The organism is Streptomyces sp. CBMA291 (assembly GCF_014596525.1).
GTDB lineage: Bacteria > Actinomycetota > Actinomycetes > Streptomycetales > Streptomycetaceae > Streptomyces.
In genome coordinates this window covers 132641-147989 of sequence record NZ_MSJP01000079.1, presented here as the reverse complement: position 1 = coordinate 147989, position 15349 = coordinate 132641, and the positions used below count along the sequence as shown (strand labels likewise).

14 protein-coding genes are annotated in these 15349 nt (G+C 72.6%); 8 read left to right on the top strand and 6 right to left on the bottom strand.

The window, feature by feature from the left end; genetic code table 11:
• Positions 1 to 406 precede the first annotated feature (406 nt).
• From BU197_RS19195 to BU197_RS19175, 5 genes are read right to left on the bottom strand one after another with little or no spacing between them, the layout of a single operon-like run.
• On the bottom strand, positions 407 to 1870 hold the full coding sequence (locus BU197_RS19195; protein WP_411158504.1) for a cytochrome P450: 1464 nt from the start codon (positions 1868 to 1870) through the stop codon (positions 407 to 409).
• A complete protein-coding gene (locus tag BU197_RS19190; protein WP_188269489.1) occupies positions 1867 to 2490 on the bottom strand; it encodes a GTP-binding protein in 624 nt (207 codons plus the stop codon). The genes BU197_RS19195 and BU197_RS19190 overlap by 4 nt, the downstream gene beginning before the upstream one ends.
• On the bottom strand, positions 2471 to 2827 hold the full coding sequence (locus BU197_RS19185; protein WP_188269488.1) for a DUF742 domain-containing protein: 357 nt from the start codon (positions 2825 to 2827) through the stop codon (positions 2471 to 2473). Before BU197_RS19185 ends, BU197_RS19190 begins: the two co-directional genes overlap by 20 nt.
• Positions 2824 to 3231, bottom strand: a complete 408-nt coding sequence (locus BU197_RS19180) for a roadblock/LC7 domain-containing protein (RefSeq protein ID WP_223182510.1) — start codon at positions 3229 to 3231, stop codon at positions 2824 to 2826. Before BU197_RS19180 ends, BU197_RS19185 begins: the two co-directional genes overlap by 4 nt.
• Before the next feature lies 1 nt (position 3232).
• Complete coding sequence (locus BU197_RS19175; protein WP_188269487.1) at positions 3233 to 4837, bottom strand: sensor histidine kinase; 1605 nt, start codon at positions 4835 to 4837, stop codon at positions 3233 to 3235.
• 719 nt (positions 4838 to 5556) lie between these two features.
• Between BU197_RS19175 and BU197_RS19170 the strand changes: the two genes are divergently transcribed.
• The 8 genes from BU197_RS19170 (at position 5557) to BU197_RS19135 (ending at position 13178) form a co-directional block, all read left to right on the top strand.
• Complete coding sequence (locus BU197_RS19170) at positions 5557 to 6747, top strand: cytochrome P450 (RefSeq protein ID WP_188269486.1); 1191 nt, start codon at positions 5557 to 5559, stop codon at positions 6745 to 6747.
• A gap of 16 nt (positions 6748 to 6763) precedes the next feature.
• On the top strand, positions 6764 to 6988 hold the full coding sequence (locus BU197_RS19165) for a ferredoxin (RefSeq protein ID WP_188269485.1): 225 nt from the start codon (positions 6764 to 6766) through the stop codon (positions 6986 to 6988).
• 286 nt (positions 6989 to 7274) lie between these two features.
• Complete coding sequence (locus tag BU197_RS19160) at positions 7275 to 9353, top strand: sensor histidine kinase (protein WP_223182509.1); 2079 nt, start codon at positions 7275 to 7277, stop codon at positions 9351 to 9353.
• Positions 9350 to 9751 (top strand): roadblock/LC7 domain-containing protein, encoded by a 402-nt coding sequence (locus tag BU197_RS19155; RefSeq protein ID WP_188269484.1) that lies wholly within the window; start codon positions 9350 to 9352, stop codon positions 9749 to 9751. The genes BU197_RS19160 and BU197_RS19155 overlap by 4 nt, the downstream gene beginning before the upstream one ends.
• Entirely contained in the window at positions 9748 to 10101 is a 354-nt protein-coding gene (locus BU197_RS19150; RefSeq protein WP_188269483.1) for a DUF742 domain-containing protein, read from the top strand. Before BU197_RS19155 ends, BU197_RS19150 begins: the two co-directional genes overlap by 4 nt.
• Positions 10082 to 10711: a GTP-binding protein gene (locus BU197_RS19145; protein ID WP_188269482.1), complete on the top strand. Its 630-nt coding sequence runs from the start codon at positions 10082 to 10084 to the stop codon at positions 10709 to 10711. The genes BU197_RS19150 and BU197_RS19145 overlap by 20 nt, the downstream gene beginning before the upstream one ends.
• Entirely contained in the window at positions 10708 to 11937 is a 1230-nt protein-coding gene (locus BU197_RS19140; RefSeq protein WP_188269481.1) for a cytochrome P450, read from the top strand. Before BU197_RS19145 ends, BU197_RS19140 begins: the two co-directional genes overlap by 4 nt.
• Positions 11934 to 13178, top strand: a complete 1245-nt coding sequence (locus tag BU197_RS19135) for a cytochrome P450 family protein (RefSeq protein WP_188269480.1) — start codon at positions 11934 to 11936, stop codon at positions 13176 to 13178. Before BU197_RS19140 ends, BU197_RS19135 begins: the two co-directional genes overlap by 4 nt.
• 167 nt (positions 13179 to 13345) lie before the next feature.
• Here the strand turns inward: BU197_RS19135 and BU197_RS19130 are convergent, their stop codons facing one another.
• Complete coding sequence (locus BU197_RS19130) at positions 13346 to 15343, bottom strand: CASTOR/POLLUX-related putative ion channel (protein WP_317452031.1); 1998 nt, start codon at positions 15341 to 15343, stop codon at positions 13346 to 13348.
• Positions 15344 to 15349 lie beyond the last annotated feature (6 nt).

The following is a 15349-nucleotide window of genomic DNA, read 5'->3' as shown; positions in this document are numbered from 1 at the left end:
GCGGTGTCGGCGGTGGACGTCTCCAGGAGCGTGACGGGGTGCGGCTCACGGCCGAAGCGCGCGCCTTCGAAGAGCGTGACCGGATCCTCGTACGTGAAGCCCTCGCCCTTCATGCAGGCCGACCAGCGGGCGAACACCGCTTTGACCGCAGGGTCCTTGAGGGACTCGTGGAAGGACCGGTTGAACAATCCGGGCGCCAGGGCCGCGCCGCCGTAGTTCGGCCGGCCGTAGAAGCGGTTGGCAGCGGCCTGGACCTGTCGGTGAGCACGCCACCGGCCACGATGCCGGTTGCCGACCGGCGGGAACGGCCGCGACCGTTCCCGCTCGGCGTCACTCGGCTCGCCCCGCCCCGTGACCACGTCAACGACCCCGGCGCGGAATAGTCAGATGATCGGCCGGAGATGTCCTAGCGGCCCAGGAGGCGTCTGACGCGTCCGCGCCAGGCCGAGCGGGGTGCGGGGACCCTCGCCGGGCCGGTCTCCTCGGACCCGGGCACGGGTTCCGGTCCCGTGTGGCTCATGGAGGGCGGAGGCGGCAGCGGCGTGGGCTGGTCGTGGGCCTGGGGCACCCGGGGCGCGAAGTTCACGGGCAGCGCCGTGAGGTGCCGGGCCCAGGTGGAGGAACGCCAGCTGAGGGAGGTCTCGGGGACGGAGAGCGCGATGTCCGGGAGCCGGGTGAGCAGGATGTCGATGCCGGTGTCGGCGATGATCCGCCCGACGTCCTGGCCGGGGCACTCGTGGGTCCCGGCGCTGAAGGACAGATGGGCGCGGTTGTGGTGCACCGGGGTGGAGGGGTCGGGGCGGATCGTCTTGTCGACGTTGCCCGCCGCGAGGCCCAGCAGGAGCATGTCCCCCGCCTTGATCTGCTGGCCGCCGACCGTGGCGTCGCCGTTGGCCCAGCGCCCCGGGCACACCATCAGCGGCGGCTCGTCCCACAGGACCTGTTCCACCGCTTCGGGCAGAGTCATCTGGCCGCCCGCGAGCGAGCCGCGGAACCGGGGGTCGGTGACCACCATCCGCAGCACGTTCGACATCAGGTTGGCGGTGGTCTCGTATCCGGCGAGCAGGATGAGGCGCAGATGGTGCTGCACCTCCTCGTCGGTGAGTCCGGCGGAGTGGGCCATCAGCGCGGAGGCGATGTCGTGGCCCGGCTGGACGCGCTTCTCCGCGACGAGTCTCGCGAGGCTCTCCAGGACGTGTTCGTTGCTGGCGAGCGAGGTCTCGGTGGCCTTGAAGAGGTCACGGGCCGCGTGGACGAGTCCGGGCGAGGACTCCTCCGACATGCCGAGCAGATGGGTGAGGGTGAGCATCGGCAGGTGTTCGGCGAACCGTTCGACGAGTTCCGCCTCGCCGTCCTCGCAGAAGGTGTCGATCAGTTCGTGGGCGAAGCGGGTGATCTGGCGGCGCAGCCCCCGGTGGTCGAACTGGTTGAGACCGGCGGTGACCGCGCCGCGCAGCCGCTGGTGTTCCTCCCCGTCCGCGCACACGCAGTCGGGGCGCCAGCCGATCATGGGGACGAGCGGGGAGGTGGCGGGGTCGATCTCCCCGCTCGTCCAGCCGTGCCAGACGCGCGGGTCGCGGGAGAACTGGGTGGGGCGGCTGGCCACGTCCCGGTTCTCCAGATAGCCGAGGACGAGCCAGGCGCGTACGTCTCCGTCGAGCAGGACGGGTGCCACCGGGCCGTGGGCGGCCCGCAGTTCCTCGTACAACCCCATGGGGTCGGTCGCGGCGGCGGTTCCGTAGAGCCGGGTCGCTCCGCCGGGTCCGGCGCCGACGGCGTGCGCGGGGCAGCCGGGGGGCGGGGTCGGCCCGGGGGGCCCGGCCGCCTGACCGGGAATTCCCATGGCGGGTTCGGCGGGGGGGACGGTCATGCGGACTCCTGAGCGGCTGCGAGGTTGCACAGATAGACCATCAGCGAGAGCAGGGCGTCGCGGCAGGACGCCCGGTCCCGTGCGTCACAGGTGACGATGGGCACGGAATCGCTGAGGGCCAGAGCGCTGCGCAGTTCCTCCAAGGGGTACTGCGGGGCTTCCGGGAAGGTGTTGACGGCCACGACGAACGGGACGCGGCGGTCCTCCAGCCGGGTGACGACCTCGAAGCAGACTTCGATCCGCCGGGTGTCGACGAGCACCACGGCGCCGAGCGCGCCTTCGAAGATGCCGTTCCACAGGAACCAGAAGCGCTCCTGTCCGGGGGTGCCGAACAGATAGAGGATCAGCTCCTGGTTGATGCTGATCCGGCCGAAGTCCAGGGCGACGGTGGTGGTGCTCTTGCCCTGGACACCGGGGTTGTTGTCGATTCCGATGCCCGCTTGGGTCATGGTCTCCTCGGTGGTGAGCGGTGGGATCTCGCTCACCGTCCCGACCATGGTCGTCTTGCCGACGCCGAAGCCGCCGACGACGACGACCTTGACCCCCCTGGCACCGTGGGGGAGCAGCAGGTTGGTGTTGCGTGGGCCGACGCCGAGGGCGTCAGAGTTTGCGTAGTCCATGGATCACCGCCTCGAGTAGGCCTCGTTCGGGGTACGCCGAGACGGGGACGGGCGCGATGGCCTCGACCCTTTCGTCTCCGACGAGTTGGGACAGGAGCACGGTCACGACGCTGAACGGGAGGCTGAGGTACGCCGATACCTCGGCCACCGAGAGCGGGTGCGTGCAGAGCGAGAGGATGGCCGCCTGCTCGGGCTGCATCGCGGGGTCGGGCGTCGCCCGCGATGCGATGAGCGTGACCAGGTTGAAGGTCCCGGCCGTGGAACCCTGCTCGCCGGTGATGACGTAGAGCGGGACGGGGGTGCCCTCGTCCCAGGGGTTCCGGCTCTCTGCTGTCACATCGCCTGCCCGACGTCATCACGGGGCGGACTGGTCATGTGCTGGCCGATCCGGACGACCAGGGACCGCATGCGGGCGCCCAGCAGTCCGGCGTCGACCTCCTCGTCGGCCAGCACCGCGAGATAGGCTCCGGGGCCCGCGGCCATCAGGGAGAAGTAGCCGCCGTCGGCCTCGATTCCGACCATGTGGGTCGAGCCGTCCCCGTGCGGGAACATCTGCGCGATGGCCCGCGCCAGGCTCTGGATTCCGGAGCAGGCTGCGGCGATCGCGTCGGCCGCGTCGGGCTCCGTGTTCGCCTGGCCGATGCACAGCCCGTCCGACGACAGGACGACCACGTGGCGCACGTACGGGACGCCGCCCACGAGCTCCTTGAGCATCCAGTCCATGTTGGGCAGTGGCTGCATGTTACTCAACCTCATCTGACGGGTCGTGGTGGGGAGTGGCGGGCTGGGTGGGGGATCTCTTGTCCCCCCCGTTGAACTTGTCCCCGTTGAACGCCTCCCACATCAGACCCGGCTGCCGGGTCGGGCCGGAGGTCCGGGACGGGAGCGGTGTCGGCGGCGTGGACGTCACCACGACGACCGGGGTGGGGATGGTCGAATCGCGCCGGCGCTGCGGGAGTCCGTTGGAGGTCTTCCTGGTCTCGCCGGACGAGGGGTGCGGGCCGCCGGTCGGCACGGTGACCGGCGGGGGCACCGGGGCCGGGGCCGGGGCCGGTGGCAGCGGGGGCGGGGGCGGGGGCGGCGGAGGCGGCACCGGGACCGAGGCCACCGGGCGGGGCAGGATCGGACTTCCGTCGGGGCGCCTGCGGGGCGGCTGGGGGAACCTGAGGGCGGACGGCGGGACCGTGGTGATCAGGCGCCGGGGTACGAGGATCACGGCCCGTACGCCTCCGTAGGCGGAGGTGCGCAGGTCGACGTCGCAGCCGTACTCGTGGGCCAGTCGGCTGACCACGGGCAGTCCGAGCTGGGTGACCTCGCCGAGGCTGGCGAGCTGGATGCCGTACATCGACTGGCGCATGATGCGCTCGACGCGGGCCCTGACCTCCTCGGTGAGTCCGACGCCCCGGTCCTCGATCTCGATCGCGATGCCGGAGGGCACCTCGCTCGCGGTCACCTCCACGGGGGTGTGCGGCGGCGAGAACGTGGTGGCGTTGTCGAGCAGTTCGGCGAGGAGGTGGATCAGGGGTTCGGCTCCGGGGCCGACCACGGCCACCTCGGTCACCGAGGTGAGTTTGACCCGGGGGTAGTCGACGATCCGGGACATGGCGCCGCGCAGCACGTCGTAGAGCGGGATCGCCTTCGACCACTGGCGCCCCGGGCGGGCGTCGCCGAGGACGGCGATGCTGGCCGCGAGTCGTCCGATCAGGGCGTTTCGGTGGTCGACGTCCCGGAGGCCCCGGGAGACCACCAGGTCGTTGCCGTGGACGATCTGCATGGTGTGCAGGTCCTTGGCCAGCTGGTGGACGATGGCCTGGACCCGTCGGGCGACGGCGACCAGGGCCCGCTGGGAGGCGTCCCGGGTGTGCTCCTCGGACTCCACCGAGTCCAGGAGCGTCCGCAGGGCGCCCTTGAGGGCGGCGGCGAACTCCGGGTCGAGGTGGGTGCCGAAGGAGACGGAGTGCAGGACGTCCGGGGCCAGATCGCCCCTGCGGAGCCGGGCGACGGCCGCCGGGAGCAGCTTCTCGGCCAGCCAGGTGACGCTGGTCTGCTGGTCGGCCAGGCGGCCGAGGAGCGCCGCCTCGCGCTGGGCGGAGCGCTCCCTGGCATCGGCTTCGATCCGCGCGGTGCGGGCCGCGTCGGACGAGCGGAACCAGCGGGCGAGGCCCAGCGAGGTGAGCAGGGTCAGGCCGACGCCGCCGGAGCCGTACCAGGTGAGGGGGGGCCGTATGTCCGCCGGGGCGAGAAGCAGCGCTATGACCAGGGCGCCGGCCAGGACTCCCGGGGTGAGGAGCCAAGCCCGTGCCGGGGCGGCCGGCCGGGCTCTGGAAGTCGATCCTGCACGAACCATCGAAAGGGTCCCTCAGCAGACTGGAATGAGCGGACTGGGGTGATGTGGTGCGAGGGCGGGCCCGTCGGATTCGCGCCGATGGAGGCGCCCCTTCGCAGCCGCGTGCCGTCCACGAGCATCACAGCGGTCATGACTCGCTGTGACCGTGTCGCAACACATTGGGGAGCATAGTCAGTTCGGGTTCCCCATGTGACCGAGCGGGAAGGGCTACCTCCACCGGTCATTCAAGGCTCGAAATAAGCCCTGTTACCGCCCTGAAAGCGCAAGGAATCGATCACATCTTGTCGACGGTGCGTCATGACTCCCCCGGGCCGAACGCGCGACCACCCTTACAGGGGCGCACGGCTCCGGGCTCCGGGGCGGGGAGCGCCGGGCGCGAGCGGTCCGGACGGGGAGCCGGTGAAACCATCCGGCCAATAAATGGCGAAGAGGCATCGACTCACGCACCTCCTCCGCACACCTTTCGCGCAACGGACACACGCACACAAAGCGCACACGGAAAGCCCGCTCCCTCGAAACACGTACGAAAAATCGATTCTCCAGGCGCTGTCACGGCCTTGAACTCGAACGACTGCCCGGCAGTCGGGATTCTGGCCCGTCCCGGTCGCTCCCTTCGGGTGGATTGGCCGAACTCCTCGTAGACCGGATAGGTGCCTGAGGCATGTAGTGGGGACGGCACACACGTCAGAGTCACCCATGCGCACCGAGCGAGGCCTCCCATGACGAAAGCCGTCGCGTTCCCGCAGAACCGGACCTGTCCCTACCACCCCCCTGCCGACTACCCCCGTTCCGGCGAGGAGCACCCGCTGGCCCGGGTGACGCTCTGGGACGGCCGGGAGGTGTGGATGGTCACCGGCCACGCCACCGCCCGCGCCCTCCTCGCCGACCCCCGGCTCTCCACCGACTCCACCCGCGAGGACTTCCCCCTGCCGACCGAGCGCGCCGAGAAGGTGCGACGGCGGCGACGGGCGGCCCTGCTCGGCTGGGACGACCCCGAGCACAACGCCCAGCGCCGGCTGCTGATCCCGAGCTTCACGCTCAAGCGCACCGAGGGGCTGCGGCCCCGCATCCAGGAGATCGTGGACCGGCTCCTGGACGCCATGGAGAACCGGGGCCCGTCCGCCGAGCTGGTGAGCGCCTTCGCACTGCCCGTACCGTCGATGGTCATCTGCGAGCTGCTCGGAGTGCCCTACGAGGACCACGACTTCTTCGAGGAGCAGTCCCGGCGGCTGCTGCGCGGGCCGACCGGCGCGGACACCGAGGAGGCCCTGGCCCGACTGGAGGAGTACCTCGGCGGCTTGATCGACCGCAAGCGGGAGAAGCCCGGCACGGGCGTCCTCGACGACCTCGTCTCCCTGAGCGGCCAGGACGGCGCGCCCGACCGCCAGGAACTGGTCCAGCTCGCCTCCATCCTCCTGGTGGCGGGACACGAGACCACGGCGAACATGATCTCGCTCGGCGTCTACACACTGCTGCGGCACCCCGGGCGGATGGCCGAACTGCGGGCCGATCCCTCGCTGGTGCCCGTCGCCGTGGAGGAGCTGCTGCGGTTCCTCTCGATCGCCGACGGGCTGCTGCGGGTCGCCCGCGAGGACGTGGAGATCGCCGGGACGGTCATCCGGGCGGGCGACGGCGTCGTGTTCGCGACCTCCGTCGCCAACCGGGATCCCGCCGCCTACTCCGAGCCGGACGCACTCGACTGGAGCCGGTCGGCCCGTCACCACGTGGCCTTCGGCTACGGCATCCACCAGTGCCTGGGGCAGAACCTGGCGCGGGCGGAGCTGGAGATCGCCCTGGGGACGCTGCTGCGCCGACTGCCGGAGCTGCGGCTGGACGCGCCCGCCGAGGAGATCCCGTTCAAGCCGGGGGACACCATCCAGGGGATGCTCTCGCTCCCCGTCGCCTGGTGAGAGGAGTGTGACCCCGATGCGCGTCACGATCGACGGAAACCTCTGCATCGGCGCCGGTCAGTGCGTTCTGACCGCGCCGGAGTTCTTCACCCAGGACGACGACGGGTTCGGCGCGATCCTCCCCGGCCGGGAGGACGGCGGGCCGGACGCCGACGACGCCCTGCTCGACGAGGCGGTCCGCGCCTGCCCCGTGCAGGCGATCACGATCGACGAGAAGGACGGGCCCCCTCCCGGAGCCTGACGGCCACCGAACGGCCCCGCGCCGTCCACCGCCCGGCGCACCCCGTGTGTGCCGGGCGGTGCCGTTCCGCCGCCCGTCGCCCCACGGCTCGTCATGTCACCTGTCTGAGCAGGCACTTAACCATGGAATGAACAAGTCCGGACCTTCTTGGACACATGAACAAAACATAGGCCAAGCAAAGGGTGTTCATCCGGTCGATCGAGTTCCGTATTGATCAACAACGCATCTATAGTGCCGACATCGCGCCTCCCCCTGCCCCGTGTGCCCGCTCCCGAGAGTCTGGTTGATGTCGGCGTCACCCACCCCCCTTCGCCCCGCCCTGCTCGTCTCCTCGCTGACGGCCGTCGCCGGTGGCGCCGCCGCCTCGGTCGCGGTCGCGGCCGCGCCGTCCGGCGTCCGCACCGCCCTCGCCTGGGCCGCCGCCTGCGGCGTCCTGCTGCTCTCGGCCTCGGTGTTCGCCGTCGTCTGGTACGCGAGAACCGCGCGCGCCCACGGCCGCCGCGCCGGACGCCTCGCCGCCGAACTCGCCTCCTGGGAGACGTACGCCGCCCAGTCCAAGGCCTCCGCCGAACGCGAGGCCGTCGCCCTCAAGGAGCGGTACGAGGCGGAGACCGCACGGCTCGAAGAGCGCCACGCCACCGAGGCCGAGGCCTCGGCCGCCACCCACGCGGCACACACCGAGGAACTGGTCCGGGCCCATGCCGCCGAGACCACCGCGCTCGGCCGTGAACACGCCGAGGAGACCAAGCGGCTCGAACTCCGGCTCCGCCGGGCCGAATCCGGCCGTTCCGCCGCCATGGCCGCGTCCGCGAACGCCGCCGGACGCATGCAGGCCCTGGCCACCGGCATGCTCGCCGACCTGCGCGAGATGGAGCACCGGCACGCGGACGAGGACGTCCTCGCCGACCTGCTCCACCTCGACCACCGCACCGCGCAGGCCGGTCGGCTCGCCGACTCCGTCGCCGTCCTGACCGGCGCCCGGTCGGGGCGCCGTTGGGCCCGCCCCATCGGCATGGAGTCGATCCTGCGCGGCGCCATGGGCCGTATCGGCGGCTACCAGCGCGTCCGGCTGCACTCCAGCAGTGAGGCGGCCGTCGCCGGACACGCGGCCGAGGGCGTCATGCACGCGCTTGCCGAACTCATGGACAACGCGGCGAACTTCTCGCCGCCCACCGCCGAGGTCCATGTGTACGTGGAGGAGGTCCCGGCCGGTGTGATGATCGCCGTCGAAGACAGCGGCCTCGTCATGAGCGACGTCCAGCTGCGCCGTGCCGAGGAGGCCGTGGGCGCGACCGCCCAGGACCTCGCCGGTCTCTCCGGCACCCGGCTGGGCCTGGCCGTCGTCGGCCGGCTCGCCCGCAAGCACGGTCTGACCGTGTCGTTCCGCCCCTCGGCACGCGGCGGCACCGGGGCCCTGCTGATGCTTCCGCAGGAACTCGTCAGCCGGACCGCCACGACGCCGACCGCGCCGGCCCCGGCCCCGAGCGCCCCCGCGCCCGCCGTCCGGGTGCCCGCGCCCCGGAGCGAGCCCGGGTCCGTACGCGAGAACGCTCCCGAGAGCAAGGTGGAGAGCACGGGCGAGCACCCGAGCCTCGACGGGGACGGGCTGCCCCGCCGTCGTCGCGGGCGCGCCCTCGCCGCCGCCCACCCCGAGGGGCCGGACGCGCCGCCGAAGCCGCGCAAGGCCACGGCCCCGCGTACCGGGGCGGCGGCCGGGGCGGCCACCCGCTTCGGCAGCTTCCGCAAGGCCGTCCGCGCAGCAGCCCAGCCGGAGGGGCCGACGCCCGCCGACGAGGTGCCCCCGTCTTCCGACACCCCTGCCGCAAGCGCTTCCCACGACGTCCACGACGGCCTACGAGCGGCCGTCGAAACCCCTGCCCCTTCAGACGCCCCCGCCCTGGACGCTTCCCCCCGCACAGGCCCGGCCGACGAAGAGTCCCCGGTGTCCGATTCCCCCGCCATGGACGCCCCTTCGCGCAGCCGCACGGCCGACGAGGAGCCCGCGATGCCCGGCTCCCCCACCGCACGGGCCTCCCTCCGCGTCCACCCCGCCGACGAAGAGCCCGCGGCCCCCGACTCCCCCGCCGCTGACGCCTCTTCGCGCACCCGACCGACCGCCGAAGAGCCCACGACCCCCGGCTCCCCCACCGCACGGGCCTCCCTCCGCGTCCACCCCGCCGACGAAGAGCCCGCGGCCCCCGACGCCTCTCACGCAAGCGCTTCCCACGGCATCCGCTCGCCGGGCGACGGCCCGGCCGACGGGGGTGCCGCGCCGACCGAATCCGGTCACCCGGCCGACGGCGACGGAGTCCCGGCCGCGCACGAACCCTCGAACTCCCCGCACCCGGAAGGCACCTCCCGATGACCGGCACCACCACCGACGAGAAGCTCAGCTGGCTCCTGGAGGGCCTGCTCGAACGCACCTCGGGCACCCGTCACGCCCTGGTGCTCTCCCGCGACGGCCTCAAGCTCTGCCGTACCGCCGGGCTCTCCGTCGACCAGGCCGACCAGCTCGCCGCGATCGCCGCGGGCATCCAGAGCCTGTCGCACGGTGCCTCCGTGGAGTTCGGCGACGGCACCGGCGGGGTCCGTTCCGCGATGGCCGAGTTCTACGGCGGCATCCTGTTCATCGTCGAGGCGGGCGAGGGCGCCCATCTGGCGCTGGTCGCCGACGAGGACGCCGACGCCGGGCTCGTCGGCCACAACATGTCGGAACTCGTCGAGCAACTCGGCGAGCACCTGGTGGCGAGGCCTCGGGGATGAGCCGCGCGAGGCCGGGCAGGGACGACTCCCCCGACCGGCTCTACACCCTCACCGGCGGCCGGAGCCACGCCGGTTCCGACGCCTTCGACCTGGTGACCCTGGTGGTCGCGGAGAGCGATCCGGTCCCCGGCATGCAGTCCGAGCACGCCGCGATCCTCCGGCTCTGCCGCCTCCCCACCGCCGTGGTGGAAGTGGCGGCCTCCCTCGGTCTTCCGGTGTCCATCACCCGGATCCTCCTGGCCGACCTGCACGACACCGGCCGGATCCACGCGCGGCATCCCCGCTCGTCGTACCGCCTTCCCGATCACGACATCCTGGAGCAGGTGCTCGTTGGACTCCGTAACCTCTGAACAGCGCCCGACCCTGCGCAGCACCGCCGACAACGGACTGAAGATCGTCGTCGTCGGGGGTTTCGGCGTCGGCAAGACCACCCTGGTCCGCTCGGTCAGCGAGATCCGTCCGCTGAACACCGAGGAGACCATGACCCAGGCGGGCGAGAGCGTCGACGACACCGTCGGCGTCGCGGCGAAGACGGCCACGACCGTGGCCTTCGACTTCGGCCGGATCTCGCTGGACGCCCACAACGTCCTGTACCTGTTCGGCGCGCCCGGCCAGGAACGGTTCTGGTTCCTGTGGGACCGCCTGTTCTCCGGGACCCTCGGCGCGGTCGTCCTCGTCGACACCCGGCGCCTCGCGGACTCCTGGTACGCCATCGACCGCCTGGAACACCACGGGACGCCGTTCATCGTCGCCTGCAACGACTTCGGCGGACCCGCCCACTCCCCCGACCGGATCCGCGAGGCCCTCGACCTCGCCGACGAGGTCCCGCTGGTCCTCTGCGACGCCCGGTCGCGCGAGTCCGGCAAGCAGGTCCTCATCACCCTCGTCGAGCATCTGCGCACCGTCGTCGCCTCGGCCCCTCGGCCGATGTCCCCGCCCATACCGGAGCCCGCCCCGTGACCCACCCCGAGCCCCCGCCCGTCCCGCTGAGCGGGCCCCGGTTCCAGACCGACCCGGCCGAGCTGTACCGGCAGATCCGGCGTGAGCACGGATCGGTCGCCCCCGTCGTCCTGGACGGCGACGTGCCCGCCTGGCTGGTCGTCGGCTACCGCGAGCTGCACCAGGTCACCAGCGACCCGGTGCTCTTCTCCCGCGACTCCGACCTGTGGAACCAGTGGGAGAACATCCCGGCGGACTGGCCCCTGCTGCCCATGATCGGCCGCAAACAGCCGTCCATCCTCTACACCGTCGGCGAGCGGCACCGGGAGCGCGCCGCCGTCGTCTCCGGCGCCCTGGAGGCGATCGACCCGTTCGTGCTGCGCGAGCGCGCCGAGCGGTTCGCCGACGAACTCGTCGACGCGCTCTGCGGAAAGGGCTCGTGCGACATCGTCGCCGAGTACGCGATGCTCCTGCCGGTACGGGTCCTCGCCAGCGTCTACGGCTTCTCCGACGAGCAGGGCCCGGGGCTCGTCACCGCCCTCAACGACATGATCAACGGCCAGGAGGGGGCCCTGGAGGGCCAGCGGCACCTGGCCGGGTCGATGGCCGCGCTGCTCGCCGCGAAGGCGGAGCTGCCCGGCGACGACGTGGCCTCCCGGATGCTGGCCAACACCGCCGGGTTCAGCGCCGAGGAAGTCGCCCAGGACCTCATGGTGATGATGGCCGCGGGCCACCAGCCCACCGCCGACTGGATCGGCAACTCGCTGCGCCTGATGCTCACCGACGACCGCTTCGCCGCCTCGCTCTCCGGCGGCCGGCACAGCGTCGGCGAGGCGATGAACGAGGTCCTGTGGGAGGACACCCCCACCCAGAACGTCGCGGGCCGCTGGACCTCGCGCGACACACACCTCGGCGGGCGCCGGATCGGCCGCGGCGACCTGGTCCTGCTCGGGCTCGCCGCCGCCAACTCCGATCCGCACGTACGCGCCGACGCCGGGGCGCTGACCGGCGGCAACAACGCCTATCTCTCCTTCGGCCACGGCGAGCACCGCTGCCCCTTCCCCGCCCAGGAGGTGGCCGAGACCATCGCCAGGACGGGGATCGAGGTGCTGCTCGACCGGCTGCCGGACGTGGACCTCGCCGTCCCCGCGGGGTCCCTCGCCCGCCGCCCCTCCCCCTGGCTGCGCGGACTGACCGCGCTCCCTGTGACGTACACCCCGACACCCGCGCTAGGAGCCATCGGATGAGCTGCCCGTACGACCACACCGCCGTCCCCGGTGACGAGGTCATCGTCCTGGACCCGTTCGTCGCCGACCTGGACGGCGAGGGTGCCCGGCTGCGCGCCGCCGGTCCGCTGGCGCGGGTCGTGCTGCCGGGCGGGGTGCCCTGCTGGGCCGTCACCCGCCACGCGGAGGCGCGGCGGCTCCTCACCGATCCCCGGCTGGTCAAGGACATCGGGGTGTGGGGTGCCTGGCAGCGCGGCGAGATACCGCTGGACTGGCCGCTGATCGGGCTCGCCAACCCTGGCCGGTCCATGCTGACCGTCGACGGCGAGGAGCACCGGCGGCTGCGGAGCCTGGTGGCGCAGGCGCTCACCGCGCGCCGGGTGGAGCGGCTGCGGGACGGCATCGAGGCGCTGACCGCGGGGATGCTGGACCGGCTCGCCGAGCGGCCGGCCGGTGAGGTGGTGGACCTGAAGGCGGAGTTCGCCTATCCGCTGCCGATGAACGTGGTCAGCGAGCTGATGGGCGTCGACCCGGCCGACCACCCCCGGCTCAAGGCCCTGTTCGAGAAGTTCTTCTCGACGCAGACGCCGCCGGAGGAGGTGCCGGGGATGATGGCGGATCTGGCGAAGCTGTTCGCCGGGATCGTGGCGGAGAAGACCGAGCGACCCGGCGACGACCTCACGAGCGCGCTGATCGGGGCGTCGGAGGGCGGCGACCGGCTCACCACGGAGGAGATCACCCACACCCTCCAGCTGATGGTGGCCGCCGGACACGAGACGACCATCGGTCTGATCGTCAACGCGGTCGTCGCCCTGGAGACCCACCCCGAGCAGCGCGCCCTGGTGCTGAACGGCGAGGTGCCGTGGGAGAACGTCGTCGAGGAGACACTGCGCTGGTCGACGCCGACCTCGCATGTGCTGATCCGGTTCGCCGCCGAGGACATCGAGGTCGGCGACCGCGTCCTGCCGAAGGGCGACGCGCTGATCGTGTCGCACGGCGCGATCGGCCGGGACGAGACTCAGCACGGGCCGACGGCGGGCTCGTTCGACATCACGCGGACGCCGAACCGGCACATCTCCTTCGGCCACGGACCGCATGTCTGCCCCGGCGCGGCGCTGTCCCGCCTCGAAGCGGGCGTCGCGCTGCCCGCCCTCTACGCGCGCTTCCCCGGGCTGCGGCTCGCGGTGCCGCGCGAGGAACTGCGCAACAAGCCGGTCGTCACCCAGAACGACCTGTACGACCTGCCGGTCCTGCTGGGCTGACGGGCCACCGGCGGCCCGAGGGGCGTACGGCGGACGCCACACCGCCGTACGCCCGGGGCCGTTTCCCCGCGGCCCGGGGTCCGCGCCCCCGTACGCCCGGAGTCCGCAGCCCCGTACGCCCGGAGTCCACGCCTCCCGTACGCCGGGAGTCCACGCCCCCGCTCCGGTCATGTCTCCGGGCCCAGGACCACGATCTCGTCGTCCGGGGACCAGTGGCGGACCAGGGACTTCGGGGGGTTGAGGCACACTCCCCCGGTACGGCCCGGGGCGCGGTAGCCGATGGCGCACTCCCCCCGGCGGGCGGCCGACTCGACGACGGTCGCGAAGGAGATCTCCCGGCCCGTGACGACATAGGCGTCCGCCGGGCGGATGCGGAGGGCGTTCCCCTCGGCGTCGAGCAGTTCCCGGAACACCGAGGCCAGGCCCGGGTTCTGGGAAATCTGCGTCATGAGGAGCCCGATGAGCCGGCCACTGACGACATAGTCGGCGCCGGGGCCAAGCGGGGAGATGAACCGGTTGCGGTCGTCGGCCAGTTCGGTGACGACGGGGACCCGCCGGGCCCCGGCGCCCTCCCCCGGGCTCCGGCTCCGCTGCCGGGCCCGCAGCTGGAGGAGGGTGACGAGGGTCGGGTCGTCCGGGTCCTCGCTGTCGGTGCGCGCGTCGGGGGCGAGGACCATCACCGCGTCGTATCCGGCGAGGTCCAGACAGGCGGTGCCCTCGCACGCGGTCGGGTCGCCGGGGTGGTGGCGTACGGACAGGTTCCGGCCCGAGGTGTCGGCGCGGTCCCGTACGGCGGCGACGACGGGGGTGCCCTCCGGGGCCAGCACGTCGACGCGGGAGCCGGGCGGGGCGTGCCGGGAGAGCCGGGCGGCGACGCGGGGGGCCCGGCGGTTCCAGCCGAGGAGCAGGAAGCGCTCGGGTGGCCGGTCGGGCGCGGGGTCCTCGGCGCGGATCGAGGCGGGGTCGTACGGAAGGGGGACGGCCGTCCGGTAGGTCGCGTCCTGGTCCTCCGCCACGGTGATCAGGGCGTCGCCCTGCCCGAACCGGGTGTGGCCGGGCGGGTTGAGGGTGACGGTGCCGTCGGCGCGGGCGAGGCCGACGGCGGACGAGACCGGGCAGAGGGCGGCGATCCGGTGGAAGGTCAGTCCGAGCAGTCCGGGATCCCGCACGGTGTGGAACTCGTGGCCCGCGAAGTTCAGCAGTTCCTCGTAGACCAGGGAGAGTCCGGGCTGCCGGGCGCACTGGGCGAGGAGCCGGGCGGTGATGCCGTCGGTGTCCAGGACGGTGGCCCGGACGCCGCCGGCCAGTCGCGCCGCGCCGAGGTGGCGCTCGCCCCGGACGGCGGCGACGACGTGCACCGGGTGCTCCTCGCCCACGGCCGCCGTCAGGGAGAGCAGGGTCTTGACGGCCTCGGCGTCGTCGCCGGGCAGGACGATCACGCACTCGGCGGTCGCCGGGCTCACCCGGGCGAGGGCGAGGGGGTCGGTGGGGCGCCCGTGGCGGCAGAGGAGCCGGGTGCGTCCGGCGAAGCGGATGGTGGCGCGGAACTCCTCCTCCATCTCGGTCTTGGGGCGGTCGGCGAGGATCGCGATGACCCCGCGTCGCCGTTGTGCGTGGGCGGCGGCGAGTTCGGAGACGATGGTCGGGATCTGTTCCGACCAGCCGAGGACGACGGTGTGGCCGTGTTCGAGGACGAGGGCGTGGCCCCGGTCGAGCGCGAGGATCCGTTCGGTGATGCCGGTGGTGATGAGGCTGACCAGGGTGGAGACGTAGAAGAGCGCGATGAGCGCGAGGACCACGGAGAGGACCACGCTGATCGGGGGGCCGGTCTCGCCGCCGAGCCGGAGGGTCTGTCCCGTCCGGTGCCAGACCGCCGCGATCCGGGAGCCGAAGGAGGGCGGTGACTCGTGGTCGGTCCAGACGAGCAGGACGCTCACGGGTACGACGAGGGCGAGGCAGGCGAGGGCGAGCCAGCCCACGAGGGCCGCCTTCCCCCGGGTGATCGTGTTGTCGAACCAGTAGTGGAAGCGGGCCTCGAAGTGGCCTCGGGGGGCGGGGCGGCCCTGCGGTGGAGGGGCCGGGGGCCGGATCTCGGTCCTGCGGGCCTCGCGACTCGGTGCGGCGTCCCGCTGGGCGGGCACGACCTTGTTGCCTTGTCTGCGCACGTCAGC